This window comes from Bacteroidota bacterium, from assembly GCA_016195025.1.
Taxonomy (GTDB): domain Bacteria; phylum Bacteroidota; class Bacteroidia; order Palsa-948; family Palsa-948; genus Palsa-948.
This window is the reverse complement of sequence record JACQAL010000029.1, coordinates 1-21,236: the sequence shown is the minus strand read 5'-3', so window position 1 is coordinate 21,236 and position 21,236 is coordinate 1. Positions and strand designations below refer to the sequence as shown.

General features: G+C 41.8%; 17 protein-coding genes and 1 tRNA gene. 10 read left to right on the top strand and 8 right to left on the bottom strand.

Annotated features, from left to right (window positions below; genetic code table 11):
• Positions 1 to 220 precede the first annotated feature (220 nt).
• Genes HY063_05985 through HY063_05955 form a run of 7 tightly spaced genes read left to right on the top strand, consistent with a single transcriptional unit; the run spans position 221 to position 13,567 of the window.
• A complete protein-coding gene (locus tag HY063_05985) occupies positions 221 to 2,836 on the top strand; it encodes a T9SS type A sorting domain-containing protein (GenBank protein ID MBI3501327.1) in 2,616 nt (871 codons plus the stop codon).
• A 6-nt stretch (positions 2,837 to 2,842) separates the two neighbouring features.
• On the top strand, positions 2,843 to 4,066 hold the full coding sequence (locus tag HY063_05980) for a T9SS type A sorting domain-containing protein (GenBank protein ID MBI3501326.1): 1,224 nt from the start codon (positions 2,843 to 2,845) through the stop codon (positions 4,064 to 4,066).
• 12 nt (positions 4,067 to 4,078) lie between these two features.
• The gene (locus HY063_05975) at positions 4,079 to 5,650 is read left to right on the top strand and encodes a T9SS type A sorting domain-containing protein (GenBank protein MBI3501325.1); all 1,572 of its coding nucleotides are present in this window, start codon (positions 4,079 to 4,081) and stop codon (positions 5,648 to 5,650) included.
• A gap of 12 nt (positions 5,651 to 5,662) precedes the next feature.
• The gene (locus tag HY063_05970) at positions 5,663 to 7,432 is read left to right on the top strand and encodes a T9SS type A sorting domain-containing protein (GenBank protein MBI3501324.1); all 1,770 of its coding nucleotides are present in this window, start codon (positions 5,663 to 5,665) and stop codon (positions 7,430 to 7,432) included.
• A gap of 9 nt (positions 7,433 to 7,441) precedes the next feature.
• On the top strand, positions 7,442 to 8,305 hold the full coding sequence (locus HY063_05965; GenBank protein ID MBI3501323.1) for a hypothetical protein: 864 nt from the start codon (positions 7,442 to 7,444) through the stop codon (positions 8,303 to 8,305).
• A 21-nt stretch (positions 8,306 to 8,326) separates the two neighbouring features.
• Positions 8,327 to 12,034 (top strand): T9SS type A sorting domain-containing protein, encoded by a 3,708-nt coding sequence (locus tag HY063_05960; protein ID MBI3501322.1) that lies wholly within the window; start codon positions 8,327 to 8,329, stop codon positions 12,032 to 12,034.
• A 6-nt stretch (positions 12,035 to 12,040) separates the two neighbouring features.
• Positions 12,041 to 13,567 (top strand): CotH kinase family protein, encoded by a 1,527-nt coding sequence (locus HY063_05955; protein MBI3501321.1) that lies wholly within the window; start codon positions 12,041 to 12,043, stop codon positions 13,565 to 13,567.
• Here HY063_05955 and HY063_05950 read toward each other — a convergent pair whose 3' ends face one another.
• A complete protein-coding gene (locus tag HY063_05950; GenBank protein MBI3501320.1) occupies positions 13,568 to 14,491 on the bottom strand; it encodes a bifunctional hydroxymethylpyrimidine kinase/phosphomethylpyrimidine kinase in 924 nt (307 codons plus the stop codon).
• Between the two features lies 1 nt (position 14,492).
• Positions 14,493 to 14,557, bottom strand: a tRNA-Leu gene (locus HY063_05945).
• A 378-nt stretch (positions 14,558 to 14,935) separates the two neighbouring features.
• On the opposite strand from HY063_05945, the gene HY063_05940 reads away from it, so the two are divergent.
• The 3 genes from HY063_05940 (at position 14,936) to HY063_05930 (ending at position 17,017) form a co-directional block, all read left to right on the top strand.
• A complete protein-coding gene (locus tag HY063_05940) occupies positions 14,936 to 15,166 on the top strand; it encodes a hypothetical protein (protein MBI3501319.1) in 231 nt (76 codons plus the stop codon).
• Between the two features lie 94 nt (positions 15,167 to 15,260).
• On the top strand, positions 15,261 to 15,734 hold the full coding sequence (locus HY063_05935; protein ID MBI3501318.1) for a hypothetical protein: 474 nt from the start codon (positions 15,261 to 15,263) through the stop codon (positions 15,732 to 15,734).
• Positions 15,735 to 15,910: 176 nt separating this feature from the next.
• Positions 15,911 to 17,017, top strand: coding sequence for a hypothetical protein (locus HY063_05930; protein MBI3501317.1), 1,107 nt, complete (start codon positions 15,911 to 15,913; stop codon positions 17,015 to 17,017).
• A 66-nt stretch (positions 17,018 to 17,083) separates the two neighbouring features.
• On the opposite strand, the gene HY063_05925 is transcribed toward HY063_05930, so the two are convergent.
• From HY063_05925 to HY063_05900, 6 genes are all read right to left on the bottom strand, one after another.
• The gene (locus HY063_05925; GenBank protein MBI3501316.1) at positions 17,084 to 17,875 is read right to left on the bottom strand and encodes a hypothetical protein; all 792 of its coding nucleotides are present in this window, start codon (positions 17,873 to 17,875) and stop codon (positions 17,084 to 17,086) included.
• Between the two features lie 49 nt (positions 17,876 to 17,924).
• Positions 17,925 to 18,731, bottom strand: coding sequence for a DNA adenine methylase (locus tag HY063_05920; protein MBI3501315.1), 807 nt, complete (start codon positions 18,729 to 18,731; stop codon positions 17,925 to 17,927).
• Entirely contained in the window at positions 18,728 to 19,021 is a 294-nt protein-coding gene (locus tag HY063_05915; GenBank protein MBI3501314.1) for a hypothetical protein, read from the bottom strand. Before HY063_05915 ends, HY063_05920 begins: the two co-directional genes overlap by 4 nt.
• 8 nt (positions 19,022 to 19,029) lie before the next feature.
• Positions 19,030 to 19,410 carry a hypothetical protein gene (locus HY063_05910; protein MBI3501313.1) on the bottom strand — a complete coding sequence of 127 codons (381 nt, stop codon included), beginning with the start codon at positions 19,408 to 19,410 and terminating at the stop codon, positions 19,030 to 19,032.
• A 92-nt stretch (positions 19,411 to 19,502) separates the two neighbouring features.
• On the bottom strand, positions 19,503 to 20,447 hold the full coding sequence (locus tag HY063_05905; protein MBI3501312.1) for a site-specific DNA-methyltransferase: 945 nt from the start codon (positions 20,445 to 20,447) through the stop codon (positions 19,503 to 19,505).
• A 155-nt stretch (positions 20,448 to 20,602) separates the two neighbouring features.
• Entirely contained in the window at positions 20,603 to 21,088 is a 486-nt protein-coding gene (locus HY063_05900) for a replication protein (GenBank protein ID MBI3501311.1), read from the bottom strand.
• Positions 21,089 to 21,236: the final 148 nt, after the last annotated feature.

Here is a 21,236-nt window from a genome sequence, read left to right as displayed (position 1 = left end):
TTTGGATGTCTTTGGCTACGATCGGTTATCAAACGAATCAAACGCTCTATCAAGTAAAAACAGGATTGTTTAAACAGTTCCTTGTGCAACAACTCAGAACACCACTAACTCATTTTCACTAATCTTGCGAAAGTCCTATGAATATGATTCATCAGCAGGGGTTTATATTAAAAAGATAGATTTTACTTGCTCGAATGGAATACAACCAATTGGCTCCCTAATGCAAGCATCAAATGGCAAGATATATGGAACAACAATAGCAGGAGGAAGTTTTCCGACAGGTTTCGGAACACTTTTCGAATATGATTTAAATACTGGTATTCTGACAAAAAAAATTAATTTTTCCCAAACAGATGGTCAATACCCGAATGGTTCGCTGGTTCAAGCATCAAACGGAAAATTATATGGAATGACAAATATAGGCGGTGCAAATATGAAGGGCGTCCTCTTTGAATATGATATAAATAGTAATATACTGACAAAGAAATTTGATTTCTCTTCCGCTAATGGAAGTTATCCCTACGGTTCACTTTTCCAAGCATCAAACGGTAAACTTTATGGAATGACAAACCTTGGAGGGGCAAATAATAAAGGAGTAATTTTTGAATATGATATAAACACAGGTATTTATACCAAGAAGATTGATTTGACCTCTGCAAATGGCGGCAACCCAACTGCAAATGATTTTATTGAATTGTCTAATGGAAAACTTTTGGGTATGACTTATGGAGGTGGTGCAACGGGCAGTGGGGTGATTTTTGAATATGATACTTCTTCCAATACCTATACAAAAAAATTTGATTTTACATCAGCAAACGGCATTAACCCTGTTGGTGCGCTAATCTTAGCACCAAACGGAAAATTCTATGGAATGACAGAAATTGGAGGAAGTGGAAATAAAGGAGTTATTTTTGAATATGATTACAACAATAATCTGTACGCTAAAAAAATGGATCTATACCAAAATGGATCAAATCCATATAGCCCTACAAGCGGGTTTACACTTGCATCTAATGGAAAACTATATGGGCTTTGCAAAGGAGGAATTAGTTTCGGAGCCGGTGCTTTAATTTTTAATTACGATTTAGTAAGTAATAATATCACAATTCCATTAATTATGAATGCCCTCGATGGTAGAACTCCACAAGGATCATTAATGCAAGCATCAAATGGAAAATTTTATGGAATGACAAGTTATGGAGGAAATGAATGGTCATTAGGAGTTCTTTTTGAATTTAATCCTGATAGTTTGATATATATAAAAAAATATGATTTTATTTTTTCCACGCCTGCTGATGGGGGAGCATTAATTGAAACATTTCCGGGTAAATTGTATGGGATGTGTCGTAGTGGCGGAAAATATAGTAAAGGTTTCATTTTTCAATATGATATTAGCGCAGACACTATAATTCAGAAGGCGAGTTTTAATGGTACAAATGGTATGTGGCCATATGGCTCTCTTTTAAAAGCATCAAATGGAAAAATCTATGGTATGACAAAAGTCGCAAGCAATATTTTCGAATACGATATAGCAAATGATACTATTATTAATCTGTTTTCCATGACATCGTCTACCGGAAATAACCCATACGGTTCCCTTATTGAAGCAACAAATGGAAAATTATATGGTATGACAAATTCAGGAGGAGCAAATAATCAAGGAACCATTTTTGAATTTGATATTTCCAACTCTTTATTCACAAAAAAATTTGACTTCGCTGCAAATTCAGGAAGTCCGTTCGGTTCTCTTATTCAGGCGTCTGATGGCAATTTGTACGGATTAACATCAATTGGATTTCTCTTTGAATATAATCTCTCAACAAATATATTTACCAATAAATTTACTTTTTCTAATCCTGCTCTTCATGGTTTATCGCCCATGGGAACATTAAAAGAATCTGTCAATGGAAAATTATATGGAATGACAAAACAAGGTGGCAATGGCTGTTCTGCTCAAGATTACGGAGTACTTTTTGAATATGACATTGCATTAGATACTTTTATTAAAAAAATAGATTTTCTAGATACAAATGGGCAATATCCAATGTACACACAATTACTTGAAACTTGTAAAACGCCTTTTCCCGCAGTTGCTATAGGAGGAAATACGACTTTTTGTGCAGATGATGACCAAACATTTACTACTTCCGCTATTGCAGGCGCAGCATGGTATAATTGGTCATTCCCTTCAGGAGCAAACATAGTTTCAGGAGATAGCACGGATTCAGTGACAGTAGATTTTATTTCAGTTGCAGCAGGAACATATACAATTACAGTTTCAGGCATGAATGCTTGCGGTGCAGGAGTAAATAGTAGCATGGTAATAACAATTTACCCCTATGTTGCTGTTTTGTATATTGAAATGAATGATACTGTTTGTTTGAATGGCGGCACAATTACACTGAGTACTGCTATCCCTTCTGGAGGAGTATATTCAGGTCCTGGAGTAACAGGAAATACATTCGACCCAATTATAGCAGGACTCGGCACTCATACAATATATTATACATACACCGATACAACAACTGGTTGCTGGGATGATGATTTTTCAAATATAACCGTGGAATTATGCACCGGTCAATCTGGAATTTCCGTTTCAGAATACGCAATTTCTATTTTTCCCAACCCCAGCAGCGGAGTTTTTCAAATTACGAGTTATAATTTACAAATGACGAATGCAGAAATTTATAATATCTATGGAGAGAGAATATACAAGTCTCAAGCCTCAAGCTCCAAGTCTCAAGTTGATTTAAGCAATCAGCCCAGCGGAATTTATTTGCTGAAGATAATTACGGATAGGGGAGTAGTGAACAAAAAAATCATCATCAATAAATAAAACAACATGAAAAAACTTTACTCAATTATTTTTATTGTGTTTTTTTCTTCTGTTGCTCATGCGCAGTGGGACAGCATTTATACGGGGACAAACAGCAGCGTAACAAATATTTTTTTTACAAGCGATATGCTGGGCTATGCGGCAGGAGCTTCCAACCTGGTTGTAAAAACCATTAATGGCGGCAGCACCTGGGCTAATGTTGCGCCCGTTGCCAGCGTAAATTACTCCGACATTTATTTCCTGAATGCCGACACGGGGTTCCTTTCGGTTTCAACGATGACAGGCGACCCTTATTATTTCAAAACCTCAGATGGCGGAGCAAACTGGACCGATATAAGTGCAGCGTGCGGCATTTTCTCGCAGGGAGCGAATGATTTGGAATTTATTAATTCAACTATCGGTTTTGCTGTGGGCGGGCTTGGTGCAGGCACCTATATTGGAAAAACAATCAATGGCGGAAATACGTATTTATCCACAGCGAATCCTTCTCTTGACCCGTTGCTCTGCATTACTTTCATCAATTCTTCTGTTGGATTTCTTGCCGACAACGGAGGAAAAATATTTAAAACAGTTAACATGGGATTGTCATGGAATTTATCTTACAGCGGTTCACCGGTTATTGACTTCACTCAAATTTATTTTGTAACTGATTCCATCGGTTTTGCCACCACCGGTTCTGGCGTGGCATTAAAAACAGTTGACCAGGGAGCGAACTGGAGCATTCAATCCATAGGAAATTATCTTACCTCCGTTGTTTTTGTAAACAGTAATACAGGATACATTTCTTCCCTCGGGGGCAGCAACCAAAACTATTTATATAAAACCACAGACGGAGGAACTACATGGAACATTGACGGAACCATTTCCGGCTACCTGCGGAAATATGCATTGTTTAAAACACCCGACAACACGATATTCCTTGCGGCTGACAGCGGAGTGATTTACAGGGATACTTCTTTCGTTACCGGAATTTCAAACAACACATCCCAAAATTTTTCCGTGAATGTATTTCCCAATCCATCGCCTGATGGCAGGTTTGCAGTGAACAGTTCGCAGTTCAATATTAAAAGAGCAGATGTTTACAATGTAATGGGAGAAACAGTATATTCAGCCATACAACCATTTAACCATACAACCATTGATATTTCAAATCAGCCACAGGGAATTTATTTTCTGCAAGTGAAAACAGAAAACGGAATCGCGAACAAAAAAATAATCATCAACAAATAAATTTATTCTGCGATGAAAAAAAATTTACTCTTCCTTGCAGTTTTAACTTTAAACTTTAAACTTCAAACCTTAAACTGTTTTGCGCAACTCATCACCAATCATATTACGATTCCTTACACCAACATGGCGCAGCCGCAGGTGGGAGTTTCGTATTCCGACCCGAAATTTCATTCCAGCGTTACGCGAATCACCAATGCTTTTTCAAGCAATATAGAAGGCGCTTTTCCCGATTACTCCAAGCGTCAGGCATGGAACAGCGATGAAAGTTTGCTTCTTCTCCGTTCGGGAAATGGCGATGTGCTCATTTACAATGGCGCAACGTATCAGTACATAAAAACGTTTCCGGGCGCATTGCAGGGAGTGCAGGATATTTTTTGGCATCCCACTAATCCGCATCTCATTTATTTTATTTCTGGCAGCAACTTTAACACTATTGATGAGCAAACATTGCAAATCAACACGCTTCATACTTTTTCAAATTATGCAAATGTTTCTACCAATGCCGAAGGAAACATGAGCAACAACGGAAAGTACATCGGGCTTTGCGGTTACGATTCAAACTGGAACCCGGTTGATTTTTTTGTATACGATGTGTCGCTGAATTCAATCATCAGCACGCTCAGCGTGAGCGCGAATGTGACGGGCTTCGACTGGGTTTCCATTTCTCCGCTCGGAAATTATTTTGTGGTGGATTATGCCGATGAAACCCTTGGGCGCTGGCACGGTGTGGAAGTGTATGACCAGCAACTGAATTTTCTCTGGCAAAAACCAATCGGATACGGGCATAGCGATTTGGGTCTCGACAGCAATGGCACCGAAGTGTTGATTATGGATAAATACAATGCCGATTCCAACCTCACCTATATAAATAAATATGGGCTTGCCGACAGCAGCGAAACGAGTTTGCTCAGCGTTTCTCCAGATTTTGATTTGCATGAATCGTGCAGAAGCATGAACCGCCCGGGCTGGGTGTATGTGAGCACGTTTGATTACGTGGGAAAACTCACAGCCGACAGCACAACGTGGGTTCCGTTCGAAAATGAAATTTTTGCTCTCAGCATGAATGGCTCCGGTTCCGTTCAGCGGCTGGCGCATCATCATAGCCGGAGATATTCACCGCTCACACCCAATCCCGGCAACAGCATTTATTTTGCCGAGCCGCATGCGACTGCTAATAAAAACGGAACAAAAATTCTTTTCGGCAGTAATTGGGAATTAAATATGCAAACCGATACGAGCGTGGATGCATACCTCTGCGATGCTTCTGCGCTTCTTACTGCAGAAAACTTTTTTACTGAAACAAATAATGCCATAACTGTTTTTCCTAATCCCACGAGCGGAAAAGTAAATGTGCAGATGAGTATCCCGATAACTATCGGGATTGAAGATGTGCAAATGAAAATCTATAATGTAATGGGAGAATGTATTTATCAGCACATCAGCACATCAGCACATCAGCACATTGATTTAAGCGAAGCGCCCAATGGAATTTATTTTCTGCAAGTGTCCACCATAGGTGGATCCGCCTCTGGTGGAAAAACAGAAAATGGAATCGTGAACAAAAAAATAATCATAAGCAAATAAATTTATTCTGCTATGAAAAAACTTTACTCCTGGCTGTTTATTGCCTACTGCCTGCTGCTAACTGCCAACTGTTTCTCCCAGCCCGACACTAACTTGTATCAAACTTCCACTTCAGCAAATGTAGCAGCGTGGCTGAAAAATTTATCGCTCACAACCGGCAGCGGGCACATTTCCATTCTCGACCCACAGTTAGGCGGAATGCTTGTGAGCGGTGGCGGACGAACCTATGTTGATAACAACAGCGTGAGCGCGTACTACGCAAACACTACTATGTTTAACACCGATTTGACTTTGGCAGGGCAGGACCTTCGCAGAAAATTCCGCAAGATGCAGCAGGCAGGAGCGTTCATGGCGCGCAGTCCCGCGCTGATGCCATGGGGAGTAATTGAGCCCGTGCAGGGAACATTACATTACGAGTTCATTGATTCCACAGTGAAAGTTGCAGGATTGTACGGAGTGAAGTTGCTCGGCACGGTGATTCCGCTTGCTGATTGGTCGCAAACCTGCAACGCTGCAAATTCGCTTTGCAATAATCTTTACACGGGCGGAGGCGATTATTTTTTTCTGAACAACGGAAAAGCCGGAGCCATTTGCGATGCCGACACTTCTTACTTCTACACCTTCGCGCAAAATTTAGTGGAGCGTTACGATGGCGATGGCGTGAACGATATGCCCGGATTGAAGCAGCCGATTACTGTTTGGGAATTTCACAACGAGCCCGATGCCTGCGTAAATTATTCTTCCGCAAAATATGTGCGCGACCAGGATATTTTTTACCGAGCCATGAAAGCCGCGTGTTCTTCCTGCACATTAATTAATGGCGGCTGGGGCGGTTTGCTTTCCGATTCCACTTTCTGGCAAGCGGTGATTCCGGGTTGCTATAAAGAACTTGACGAAGGAAACATTCATTGCAACGATGGAAGAATGTTTTCGCCTTTCAGTTTCAAAAAAATGTTTTACCTCGATGCGGAAGTTTTTCAGGAACAAATCAAATCGCTTGCGCTCAACTGGAATATCTGGGTAACCGAGTGGGGAATTTATTCCGGCTCGCCAAACAGTTTGCCAAACAGAACCGAAGAAGAGCAGGCATCCATGTATACAAAAATTCATTGCTGGAGTTTAGCGAATAACATTACAAACTTTTTTTATGATTTGAAAGGATCCTCTTCGCTAAACATTGGTTCGGCAGCACTCCTTCAGGAAAATATTGGTCCGAAAGATTCTTTAAGCGCAAGATTATTTTACTACACGCAAAAATTGTTGGAATATAAATTCCGCACGTTTGATTCTGTAAAAGTTTTTCAGATGGATACTTCCGTCAATCTTCCCAAAGGGGATATTCGCTTTTACAAAAGCGGAAGCACGCATTATGTGCTGTGGGGATTAAGCGCGCTGCCATCGGGATTAAGCGGAGTGAAAAATGTTACGGACATTTACGGAAATATCACCACGCAAAATGTTTCATCACTTTCAATTCCGCTCGGTTCAAAACCAATTATTGTGGAAGATACTTCTTCTGCAACTGCCATGAATGAAATAGATTTCTCTTCTCAAATAAATATTTATCCCAATCCCACGAGCGGGGCGTTTGAATTGCGGATTGCGAATTGCCAAAATTGCGGATTGAAAATATACAATACACTCGGACAAATTGTTTATCAATCCGAAATCCACAATCCGAAATCCGAAATTGATTTAAGCGAAGCGCCCGCTGGAATTTATTTTCTGAAACTGGGAACAGAGCAGGGAACAGTAAATAAGAAAATAATCATTAACAAATAAATTTCTTTTATGAAAATAAAACTCCTCTTTTTATTTTTCTTCGCCTGCTCGCTTGCTTTTGCCGATGAAAATTCTGAAAACGCAAAAAAACTGAAAGCAACAACTCTTTGCGTAGTCATCGAAGATGAAACTGTGCCTGCTTATAAAAAATTAAAAGATGCCGTTGAAAAATTCTGGGACTTTACCAAATACAAGTTCATTAAAAAAGAGGAGATTGCAACGTATATCAATGACCCGAACTATTCGGTAATGGCGTTTATCGCCCTCTCACTCGACCCCGCTTCCACCCAAAGCCATTCTTATTATTCAGTGGCTTCCATTGGGCTTAGCAAGGAAGTGAAACGGTTTGCGGGCTGGGGTATTTATATTTTGCTCGGTGATAAAAAAAATAAATACCAGGAAGAAAAAAAAGCGCACATGCATTATAGCATTGATGATTTGCATCCGGTGGTGGGCTCCTTGTTTCCGGAAGAAAAAGCAGAACCCGGAAGTTTTGATTATTTGGTGGCGCATGCGCTGAAAGAAGCATTGAACCAGGTAAAGAGCATGGAGAAAAATATGAAACTGCAGGAATACGGAGTGTACGGAACGGTGGAGAAAGAAAAAAATGCAGTGTACTACAATGACGGAAAATCGCAAATCAACAAAACACTTTACGTGGAAAAAGAACTGGCGGGGAAAAAAGGCGCAGAGAAAAAATATGCCGATGCGCTGGGCATTTCTGCCGGCAATGTAAAAATTGTTTCGCACGATGAAATTGCCGATGCAATTGAAAAAGGAGATGAAAGCATCAATTACACTATGAATTATAATCTCAGGGGTCCGCTCATTTACGCTGCCAAAGATTCAAAACCCATTGCAAGAATAAAATAATCATCAATAAATAAATTCAGAATGAAAAAAAATTTCCTGCTCGTTTTACTTGCTTGCATAATTGCGTTTGGTGCAAGTGCGCAGCAGCCCAATCCGCCCTCTAAAAATCAAACCACTTTCCGCGATGTAAAAAGCGCGTTTGAAAATTACTGGAAGAAAAAAGACCATGCGTCTGTCGAAAGGGAAGACGGTAAAGATGGCGAGTGGCAGCAATATAAACGGTGGGAATGGTTTGCAGCGCAGCGCACTTTTCCCAGCGGAAATTTTCCGAGCCAGAATATTCTCTTCACCGAATATCAGAAATACAAAACTGATTTTGCGCAGCGTAAAATTTCTGCTGCCACAGCCAACTGGTCGTTTATCGGTCCCCATGTGGTTCCCGCCAACGGGGGTGGTTCCGGCAGAATCAATTGCATCACCATTGACCCTGCGAATGATTCTATCATCTGGGTGGGAGCTGCCTGCGGTGGCTTATGGAAATCAACCGACCGGGGAAACTCCTGGAGTTCCAACACCGATTTGCTTCCGGCATTGAGCGTTTCCGATATTGTGATTGATTCCGCCAATCCGCAAAACATGTATATCGCCACCGGAGATAAATATGGAATTTATTATCTCTACGAGGTATGGGGGCATTACAGCGCGGGCATTTTGAAATCCACCGATGGAGGAGTTACGTGGAATCCCACCGGCATGACCTACAACCTCGCGAACGGAATAATTATTCAGCGGCTGATTCTCGACACAAAAAATCCCAATAATCTTTTTGCCGCCACCAACGCGGGAATTTTTCAAACCGCCAATGGCGGCAGCACGTGGGCTAACATACGAAGCGGAAAATTTTATGATATCGAATTCAATCCCGGCAATCACAACATCATTTATGCAGGCGACAGCACCGGGCTTCTCCGCTCCATCAATTATGGCGCATCGTGGAATTATGTGAGCGGAGTTACTTCTGCAGGCAGAACTTCCATTGCCGTGAGCCCGGCAAATCCCAATGCGGTTTATGCCTGGTGCGAACTGGGCACTCCCAATAATTTTTACTACTCGAACAATGCGGGAGTATCTTTCACGCTTCGCACCGACCCTTCCGGCAATACCACGCCTTACGGATATTACGATATGGTACTCGAAGTTTCTCCCATAGATGAAAAAGTTCTTTTTACCGGAGGATTGACGAACGCTCTTTCCACCGATGGAGGAAACACATGGATTACTACCTCTGACTGGAACTGGCCCAGCACCAATTACGTTCATGCCGACCATCACGCGTTTCAGTTTCTTCCCGGCAGCAGCACCACTATTTTTGCCTGCAACGATGGAGGAATTTTCACTTCCACCGACCAGGGAACATCGTGGACAGATTTAAGCGGAGGCATTGACATAAAAGAATATTACCGCATGAGCGCCTCGCAGCAGAAAATGAATTTGATGTATGCAGGCGCGCAGGATAACGGCACCGATCAGGTAACAGGATTGAACACCGCTGCGCAGGTGTATGGCGCGGATGGAGAAGATTGCCTCGTGGATTTCACCAACGACAGCATTGTGTTTGTTTCTTCGCAGGGAGGAAACTTTTTACAATCCACCGATGGCGCCAATACATTTTCTTCGGTATCGGCAGTGGGATGCGACTGGACTACGCCTATCGTAATGGATGCAACCAATCACAATATTATTTATATAGGCGGAACGGATTTGTATCAATCCACCGATAATGGAAACACATGGAATGATATTTCCGCAGGTGCATTTGACGGAACCTGCATTTACTCGCTGAGGGTTTCTTTTTCCAATCCGAACTATATTTATGTTGCCACCTTCGGAAATATTTACCGCACCACCAATGGCGGAAGTACATGGAGCATAATAACCAATACACTTCCTGTTGGCAGCGCTGCCATTTCCGGAATTGCCATCAGCAGTTCCAATCCCGATGATGTGTGGGTGACTTTTTCCGGGTTTTCTGCCGGCAACAAAGTTTTTTATACGAATGACGGTGGAACTACCTGGACAAATGTTTCGGCAACGCTGCCGAATATTCCGGTGAACTGCATCGAATACCAGAACGGCAGCAACGACTTGCTTTACATCGGCACAGACCTTGGCGTGTTTTACATAGATGCCACTATGAACAACTGGGCGGCTTACAACACCGGGCTTCCGAATGTGATTATTGACGATTTGGAAATCAGTTATCCGTTCAGCAAATTAAGAGCCGCCACTTTCGGAAGAGGATTGTGGGCAAGCAACCTGCAGGTTTCCACGCTGGTGAATCTGGATGCTTCCGCTTATAGTTTGACGTATCCTGCCAACACCGCCTGCAATACAGCGGTGGCTCCGGTGGTTTCCATTCGTAACGCAGGACAGGATACGCTCTTCTCTGTTGAATTGCATTACCGCATTGACGCGCAGCCCTGGCAATTGTATAACTGGAGCGGCATGCTTCCTTCGCTTGCGCTGGCGAATATTACATTGCCAACTTATACGCTTACTGCAGGAACGCATACGCTTTATGCTTACACCGCCAGCCCCAATTCCTCTGCCGATCAAAATAATTTGAATGATTCTCTTGCTCGTGTTTTCAAAGTCGTTGTCAATCCCGATGCAAGCCCCGATAGTTTGATGTATCCTGCAGTATCTACGTGCAGCACAGTGGTGGCTCCTGTGGTAAGCATTAAAAATATGCCTGCTGTTTGCTCGTATACGCTTACCTCGGTGGAACTGCATTATCATCTGGATGCGCAACCATGGCAGGTTTATAACTGGACGGGCTCGCTTCCTAATTTATCTTCGGTGAATATTACGCTGCCTTCCTATACGCTTGCGGTGGGAACCCACACGCTCTATGCGTACACGGCAAAGCCGAATTCATTTGCTGACCCCAACCCTGTGAACGATACGCTTGTTACGGTGTTTACTATTTTCGGCAACATAACCGGAATGTCTCCTCCGCTTCAGCAAGGATTTGTTTCCGCAGCATTTCCTCCTGTGAACTGGCAGTTGAATAATCCGGCATTGTTGTGGTCAAGAATAAATACGGTGGGCGGATATTCGTTATCCAATGAATCGGCACGGGCGGATTTTTATAATGTGCAGGCAGGAAGCGGAGAACTTCTTACTCCTTACATTGATTTTTCAAATGCCGTTGCGCCCATTCGTTTGTACTTTGATGTGGCGTATGCAACGTACGATATAACGTATATTGATTCGCTGGTAGTGGATATTTATGATGATTGCTGGGGAACCGGAAAAAGAATTTATGCCCGCGGCACCAGCACGCTTGCTACCGCACCTCCCGTTACCAGCCAGTTTATTCCCACTGCCACTCAGTGGCGAACCGACAGCATTCACCTCGATTCGCTTGCCGGAAAATCTCCGAGGCGCTTCCGCTTCATTGCCATCAGCGGTTTCGGCAACGAACTCTACCTTGACAATATTAATCTCTCCACCAAATTTTTAGGCGTGGAAGATTTAAACAGCGAATCAGGAGTAACTGTTTTTCCGAATCCCAACAGTGGGGAGTTCGGAGTTTGGAGTTCAGAAAAAATAAATGGCTTGGAGATTTACAATGTGTTGGGAGGAAAAATATATGAAGCTCCATCCCTAAAGGGTGTAAATACAATTTCAATTTCTCTCCCTTCAGGGACGGGGCAGGGAATTTATTTTTTCCAAGTGAAAACAGAAAATGGAATTGTGAACAAAAAAATAATCATTAATAAATAAATCGCCATGAAAAAGTTTTGCGTGATTATTTTTCTTTTCTTTTATTCTCTTATTTCCTCCGCGCAAAACCCGGGCGATACTATTTTCAGTTCTTCCAATATTCATGATATTAACATCACTTTCAGTCAGCCAAAATTTTGGGACTCTCTAATGTATTATAAGCAGCATGCGGATTCTTTCAACCTGAGCACTCAGCCGATGATGGCAAATTTTAATATTGACGGAAGTCCGATAGATTCAGTGGGTGTGCAGTTGAAAGGAAATTCAAGTTTTGGATTTCCCGGGCAGAAAAAGCCGCTAAAAATTTCTTTCAATCAATATGTGCCGGGAAAAAAATGTGAGGGGCTCACGGTTCTCAACCTCAACAACAATATGCTTGACCCAACAATGATGCGCGAAAAACTTTTACTCGATTTCATGAACAAAAAAGGATTGCCCGCCCCGCGCTGCACCTACGCAAAAGTTTCTTTCAATGGGCAGTACGTTGGGTTGTACAAAATGATTGAGCAGGTGGATAAAGAATTTATCAAAACACATTTCAACAACTGGGGAGGAAATCTTTTCAAAGGAGACCCAATGGGAACTCTTGGATGGCAGGGAACAAATCCAACTGCATATTATCCCAACTATGAACTTCATTCGAATCAAAGTATAAATAACTGGAGTGATTTGCTGAACTTCATTGATAACATTAACAATACTCCTTCTTCAGATTTTTTCGATACGCTCGAAACAAATCTTAATACATTTCCTTTCATCGGGCAGTGGGCCGCACGAAATCTTTTTGTTGACCTTGACGGATATTTTCACTCCCCGCATAATTATTATTTATATCACAACATCAACACAAATAAATTTGAGTGGTGCACATGGGATGTAAGCGTGGCGTTTGGGTTTTATCCAATGACCACCGAAGACACTACCGAGAATACAAATTTGCTGATGGCGTATAATCCCTTAGTGATTCGCATGCTTGCCGACAGCGTTTACAAAAAAACATACCTGAATACAATTTGCGATTACCTGGATTATTTCAAAGACACCGTGCTGTTTCCGCTCATTGACAGCATTGCAAATAAAATTTATCCCGCCTTCGCTGCTGAACCCGATTCCAACCAAATGTTTCCCGAGCAGGCGTTGTTTTACACCTGCGATACAATGACCATTCATACTCCGATAGGAGATATTCCCGGGTTAAAAAAATTTATCACCAACCGCAGGGCCATTGTACTTGCTCAATTGAATTCGCTGGCATGGGTTTGCCCGCTGGCTTCCGCAAATGAAATTTCTCAGGATGAAAAAGAGATTGAAATTTTTCCTAATCCATCCCTTAACGGTAAGTTTATAGTTTCCGGTCTTGGGTCTGGAGTTCAATTGCAAGTTTACAATATGTATGGAGAGAAAATTTATGAAACAACAACTGTAAACTCTAAACAGGAGACCATAAACCTGAGCGGAGCGAGCGGAATTTATTTTCTGCAAGTGAGAACTGCGGAAGGAATCATGAACAAAAAAATAATCGTAAGCAAATAATTATCCCAATTCAATTTCAAACTGAACCAAATCAATAAACTCCTGCACGCGCTCTTCCACTTCTTTTTGAGATAAACCAATCAGCCGCTCGGTTCCGAATTTTTCCACGCAGAAACTTGCCATGGCAGAACCAAAAATAATGGCGCGCTTCATGTTGTCGAAAGAAATATCTTTTGTCTTGGCAAGATAGCCGATGAATCCGCCTGCAAATGAATCGCCTGCTCCTGTGGGGTCAAACACATCTTCGAGCGGAAGCGCGGGAGCGAAGAACACCTGCTCTTTGTTAAACAGCAGCGCTCCGTGCTCGCCTTTTTTTATAATCAGAATTTTCGGGCCCATCGCTAAAATTTTCTGCGCGGCTTTCACCAGCGAATGTTCTTTCGAAAGCATGCGCGCTTCTTCATCGTTTACCGTGAGCACATCAATCATCTTTAATGTTTTCATCAGTTCATTCCATGTGGTGTCCATCCAGAAATTCATAGTGTCAAGCACAACTAATTTCGGTCGGCTTGGAAGTTGCGCCAGCACTTTTTGCTGAACTCCGGGCTGAAGATTCCCGAGCATCAGAAATTCGCAGTCCTTGTAAGAAGAAGGAACGATAGGATTAAAATCTGCCAGCACATTCAGTTCGGTGGCAAGCGTTTCGCGCGTGTTCATATCGTTGTGATACCTGCCCGACCAGAAAAAACTTTTTTCTCCTTTTTTTATTTGCAGCCCTTCGGTGTTCACATTCCGCTTCTTCATCATTTCAATTTCTTCCTGCGGAAAATCATCTCCCACCACCGAAACAAGATTTATTTTTTTTGTGAAGTACGAAGCGGCAAGAGAAATATATGTGGCGGCTCCCCCGATAATCTTATCCGTTTTTCCGAAAGGAGTTTCAATGGCGTCAAACGCAACGGTACCGACAACGAGCAAACTCATTTGGCTCCTCAGGTAGGACTTGAACCTACGACCCTCTGATTAACAGTCAACGTGTTTAACAGAGGGAAAGTACCGAGAAGGTTTATTTTTTCAACTATTTTCTACTTTTTTGCCAGAGCAAACATAATAAAAAAGTTCAAGTGCGGTCGCAAGTGCGGTTTCAAGTGCGATCCGAAAGATAAAATTTGACTCTCCCTAAAAAATATTTCGCAAGATGTTTTTTTCTTGACTCGCCTTCTTTCCAGAGGTAAATGAGTATTTAGGGTGGCTATGTTCCTTGTTCAAAAGGAAGCCAACCCCACGCAAAGCCCGACAGAAGCAAAACTTCTTCGGGCTTTATTTTTTTCTCTGGACATTTTCTTTTTTCCGTTTGATCATATGCATTACGCTTGCAAGATTTATTTACTGCCCCTATCATCCCCTCCGAATCAAAAAGTTCTTTATATGGAAAACAAAATCAATGTCGGCTTTACAAGGAGACGGAAACAGAAAATCTACTATGGGCATTACCGGAATTTCAATGGCGGAAAGTTCTATCCCGTCATCCGCGTAGGAGGAATTTTCCTACGTGATTTCGGATTCGAGATAAGTGATTGCGTTGAAATAATAATTTCACAAGGCAAAATCACTATCAGCAAAGTCCCTAAAGATTACTCCCCTCCTGCCGATGAATGAAACGCTTGATATTTTTTATCAGGCGTTTTTTTTGCTTGACTGCGGTAGTTCCTGCGGGTATGCTCTGGTCAAACAGTTCTTAAAATTAAATACTATGAAAAAAGAAAAAGAAAACAAATCAGAAAAACAAAAACCGCTTTCTGCCCGCGAAGCCGCGCAGGATTTTATCAGACCCTTTGTAATTAAAGGCGACACGATGCCGCTTCACCCTTCCACCAAACTCCGCCATGAAACGGAAGAATATTCCGCAGAGATAGACGGAGAATTTATCGTTATCACAAAACTTCATGGCGCTGAAGTGAAGGAAGAATTTACGGTAAGCGAAATAATGCTCGATGTTACGATGGAATATTGCTATAAAACCGGCATTTCAAATATATCGGCATCAACCGCGCAGGAAGTATATGAAAAAAGAGCAAAAGAAATCAAGCGTCTTCTGAAATGCCTGAACGAAAAAATGAAGGGGCACGGGGAAAAGTTTAAGAAAAATTCCTTAAACTGGGGCTATGTCGGGGACTTAGCTCATGTAGGAAAACAGTTAGGTGAACTTGTTTCTTTCCTGAAATAAAGCGTTCTGATTTCTTTTAATCTAAAAGCCGTTATCGTGACGGCTTTTTCTTTTGCTCTTTACAAATTCCAAATGTTGTTTCTGAATACAGATTTTTCATTGACAACCTCCCCGTTCGCTCCTACCATGCTCCCGAAACAAAATAGTTCATTCAACAACAATTAAATCTCATGCAAATGAAAAAGAAAAAAGAATCCAAAGAAGAAATTGTGGAACAGGAAGAAAAAGAAACTATCCTGCCCGGTTTCAAAAGCCCTTTTGTTTTAAAAGGCAAAGAACTCATGGTGAAAATCAACGGTCACCCGATTGAAAAACCACAGGAGAAAAACTTCAAGTCCGTGAAGGAATTAAACGAACTGGTATTGGAGAATACCAAAATCCTTTTCGGGCAAGAAACATTGCTAATTGAAGGACAGTTGGCAATGAAAGCCTTTCCCTGCGAAGGATTGTTCTTTGACGGCTTCCTGCTCGACTGCAAGGATGCGGAAAAGCCCAAACTGTATTTCATTCAAACAATTCTTGCCAAGCAGAATCTGGCTGAACTTTTCTTTCAACTCACCGCCTTCTTCGCTTTTTACCGCAATGCGGAAAATCACAGCCGGCTTGCGCAAGCTCTTTTTGAAGCGATCAGCAAAAGCAAAATGCTGAAGAAGGAATTGAAAGAGAGAATCGGGAAAAAGGATGTGCTGGAATTTCTCCATGAAACCATGAAGCGCAAGGCGAACATTCTCTTGGTGATGGACAGCTTCAAGCAGGAATTAAAAGGCATCATGGAAACTTACGAGGAAACCTGGGGTGAAATGCTCAAGCCCATTTTCATCCGCAAGTATTCAAGCAATGGGGAAACCATTATCAACATGGAACCCGATTTTGATTCCATCCGCACTACCGGGAAGAAACAAAAGATCGCAAAAGGTGATCCTGTAAAGGAAGATTATCACTTTGAAAAGGCGGAAGAAAATGTGAAAGAGGTCTACGGGAAAATAAAAACGGAACTTCTAAAAACAAACTCCGCGCTTGAATTCCGCCCGCAGCGATATTACATCTCCATGCGGAAAAACAAGAACCTTGCTTTCTTTCACATCAGCAGGAAGAAAATTTCAATGGTGGTGATGAATCCTGAAAAGGATACGCGCAAGAAAATCAAGCATCATGAAATTAAATCTCTGACGGAGAAAGTGCAGAAGTTCTGGAACGGTCCGTCCTGCACCATTGTGCTGGAGAATTCCAAGAACCTAAGTGAAGTGATTTCGCTTTTAAAGAAGTTGGTTGCAGGTGCATGAGACGAGGAGTAACGGTGCAATCGCACCAACAAGAGCCGCAGAAATGTGGCTCTTTAATTTTGCACTTCATAGAATATATCTTAGAATAATTCGACTCGTATCTGTTAATGCGGCTATTCCAACAAGTTTTTTGTTAGCTGCTAACCTTCCCTCTATGTACCTTCTTTCTACTAATTCATTTGTTGAATGGGTAATTTTCACAATAATGCTCGAATCAATAATATTTCTTTTTGCACAATACATTTTTACAAAGTCTGGAAGCCAATGCGAAGTTATCCTGTCGCCAGTTGAAGAATATCCGGTCAATTTCCATTCAGGCCAGTTTTTATTATCTGCTAATATAGAAAGGGCTTGAGGCGTCAACATTTCGATTTGGTTTAAAGCAAATTTGTGGTCTTCAAATAAACTACAAAAATCTGTGTTCACTATATTTTTTAATGCCTCTGCTAAATGATTCATTAATTCCATATCTGGAGGAGTATTATCTAGAATTCTAAGTAATTTATTAAACAGCGTATTCCCTTGGGGTGTAGATATGAATTCTATTATTCTGCTAATCGATTCTTCCGCTTTATCTGCCTTATCAAAATATACTGAAAGTAAAATTTCTTTTTTTGCATCCTTAATATCCGAATCAACCTTCTCATTCCAGTTTAAAACAGTATTTATAATTTCTCCGATCTTAAATAAACCCAACACTTTATCGCGGATTGTTTTTTGCGTTATATCAGCAACAATTTTCCCTTCTTCATCTGGTGGAAGTTTAATTTCCTCTATCCGTTCTTCTAATGCTTTTTTAATTGAAGCATAGTAGATATCTGGTGTTGTAATAATTTCCTTTTTTATCATAGCGCTCATTTTACTGGTTATTTAGGAATTGAAATATAAGTGTACATTCATAGCGAAGTTAATGCAAAAATATTTGCTGTATATTTTTTAGTACATAATTCCCCGTCAGCACCTCCACCTTCCTTTTCTTCTTCGCGCCCTGTACAGAGAGATTTGTATTTATGGTTTTCGTGAACCATCTGTTTTTCCTCGCATATTTTTTCAGCAGTTCTGAAGGATAAGACGAGAGAAGAAACTTCCCTTTTATTTTAGAAAGCGCCTGCAGTAGTTTTTCAAAGTCCTCTTCCCTGTATCCTCCATAATGCCCCATGTCGGAATTAAAGTAAGGCGGATCAAGATAAAAGAAAGAATCTCTGGTGTCTCTCGTTTGAATCACTTCTATTGCATCGCGGCATTCGATTTGCACGCTCTCCAATCGCTTTGCCAAATCTTTTGCAAGAGCGATTTTTTTCCTGTGGAATTTTCTTTCCGTAGTGTTCTCCGTTTTCCCGCAAGCCCAGGTGCTGTCTAAAATGGAGCAGTAGCTCTGATGCGACATGATGAAGATCGCCCACGCTCTTTCTACATCCGAGAACAGAGCGGGATTGCGGTAGATGAATATGGCTTTGCGGTGCAGTTTTCGGCTGTGAAGCGAGGAAACGATTTCCTTTTTCAGCTTGGAGAATTTTGTTTTCACCACCTTGTAAAAGTTGATGAGTTCCCCGTTGGTGTCATTGATGACTTCTATCCCGCTCGGCTCTTTGGCGAAGAATACAGCGCCTCCTCCAAAAAAAGGTTCGCAGTAGAGTTTATGCTTCGGAATTAAGGGAAGAATATGCTGCACCATCCGCTGTTTACCCCCATAGTAGGTTAGAGGCGGCTTCATACGAGGATTCTCTGCGCCTTGCGGAGCATTAAATACATCCGCATCCAGAAGGTGTAGGGAGTTTGATCGTGATAATACATACGGAGAGTTTCATAAATGCCTGTGATATATTTGGCTTTATATTCTTCCTTATCATAAGGAACAATGACCATGCACCCGTCCCTGTATTGCAATGCTTCCTTTTTTCGCATCAAGAGGTCAAAGTTTCCCGCTTCCTGTATTTCGGCATCGAGATACATTAGCTGCCGGACGCTGAAAGGATGAAAAGTTTGAGAAGTGATTTTCTGCATGAGTATTTTTAATCTGCATCAGCGGTAATTTTTGGACTGCCTTCTTCGGAGAACAGTTCATCTTTGGAAATTCTTTCCAATACTTCTTTCTTTCCCTGCAACTGCACTTTGAAATAAGCCACTCCGTGCGTGAGATTGCCTGAATCCATATACTCGTAGCGGACGGACTTCAGCTTTACATCCCATTTCTTTTCCTTGATTACTTCTCCCATCACATCCTGTATTTCTTTATTCGCTCTTTCCGTTTCCTTATCAAGGATTCTGACGATGTCGGAAACTTGCTCCTTTTCCCGGATGATGTAAATAGCCAGTTCTTCGAGCGATACCGGAAGCTCCGCTTCCAGAGTAAACAGTTTTGATTTTTTATTTGTAATTTGTTTTTTATTCATAATTATTTTGGGGTTAATTTTTTTGTTTTGCAGTTTTTACCCTCAGAGGCAGTTGTCAAGAAATCCTTGACAACTGAATTTTAAGGGGGCAGTTAACGAGGAATCCTCGTTAACAGATTTTTCTCCGCAATCCGGCAATACGCTTTCTTCCCTTCTATGCCGATGAATTTTCTTTTAAGTTCCAATGCTTTAATTCCAGTTGTCGCCACTCCGCAGAAAGGGTCAAGCACGATTCCTCCCTTCTTACAGCCGGCAAGAATGGGATAGGTAATTAGTTTGGTGTTGTATTTGGCATAGTGCTTTTCTTTTCCCGACTGGGTGGGAATATTCCAGAAGTCGGAAACATCTCCCGGATTTTTTCCTTTGGGATGGCACATGTTTTCAATCTTCATGTTCTCGTAGGAACTTCTCTTTTCCCTGTGCCCGTTCCAGGCGCGGTTCATTCTCTCGAGCGAGCAGAGTTTGTGTTTCTCCCGGACTTTGTCCAGAGCAAAGAAATATTTTTTGCTTTTGACTAAGAGGAAAATATATTCATGTTTCTTGGAGAACCTGTCTCTAACGCTTTCCGGCATGCCGTTGTATTTAGCCCAGATGATGTCGTTGCGCACCAGCCAGCCGCGTTCCATGCAGCCGATGGCGAAGCGGTGCGGGAGCAGGAGCAAACTTTTCTGCGGAACGTTTCCTTTGAGCAAAACGCTCCCGCTTTCTTTGTGAAATCTCTTTGAAATATATTCGTATTTGATTCCCCTGCTTGCTCCCGACTGCGTGCCGTAGGAATCTCCGAGATTGAACCAGACGGTGCCGCTTTTCTTCAGCACCCGTTTGATTTCATCCATGAGCGTCCAGAGTTTTTCCAAATATTCTCCGTAAGTTTTTTCCAAGCCCCATTGCCCGCGCCACTTGTAATCCCGCATCTGCCAGTAGGGAGGAGAAGTGATTACGCAGTCAATGCTTTCATCGGGGAATTTCTTGAGAATTGTCAGCGTGTCTCCCTGGAAAATCTTGCAGGGTTTTTTTCTAAGAGCATGTTTCAGCATTGGGATTTTGTAAATTATCTTTTTCTTTTTCCTTCACAACTTCTTTTTTCTTTCTGCCTCTTCTTTCCGGTAAATTTTTATTGCTTGATGATTTTGTTTTGGTTTGCATTTTCTTTTTTGAATTTTTATTATTAGTAATATTAATTTGTAAGAGTTTAATTTGTAGAGATATTATTTGTTATGCGAAATTTCTTCGCAAGCTGCTGCCTGAATCTTCGCAAGTCCTGCGAATTTTTTTCGCAAGAGGCATCGGTTATTCCCTTTTGCTCATCAGTTTTCCCCTCCGTATCCACATGCGAAGATTTTTCGCAAAGCCGGAAATACATCCTCGGCTTTCCCCGTCTTTGAGACGGTTCAGGGAGAAAATTTCCCTCCCCATCCTGCACCGCTATGATTTTTCTTTTCACGAGTGAATCAATGGCGAGATTCACGGCTCGGTTGGAACATCCCGTCTTTTCCATGAACTGTTTTCCCGAAATCCAGTCGCATTCTTTTTTCCAGCCCAGCGTCTGGCGGATAATCACAAGCAGAACTTTCAGTTCAGCCATCTTTAACTCTCTCAAATGTTCGTCAAACACCGCGTTGGGCACAGGTGTGGTTTGCATGGCTTTATTCGCTTTTCCCGGCAGGAGATTCTTCAATCTGAATCCCCGAATTCAAGAACTTAGCGCAACAAATCGACCTAGTAGATTTGTTGTATGGAAACACAGAATTATCACAGATTAAGTTATAAAGAGCGTGTCGTAATCGAGACACTTTTGGGTGAAAAAAAGTCACCTTCCTTTATCG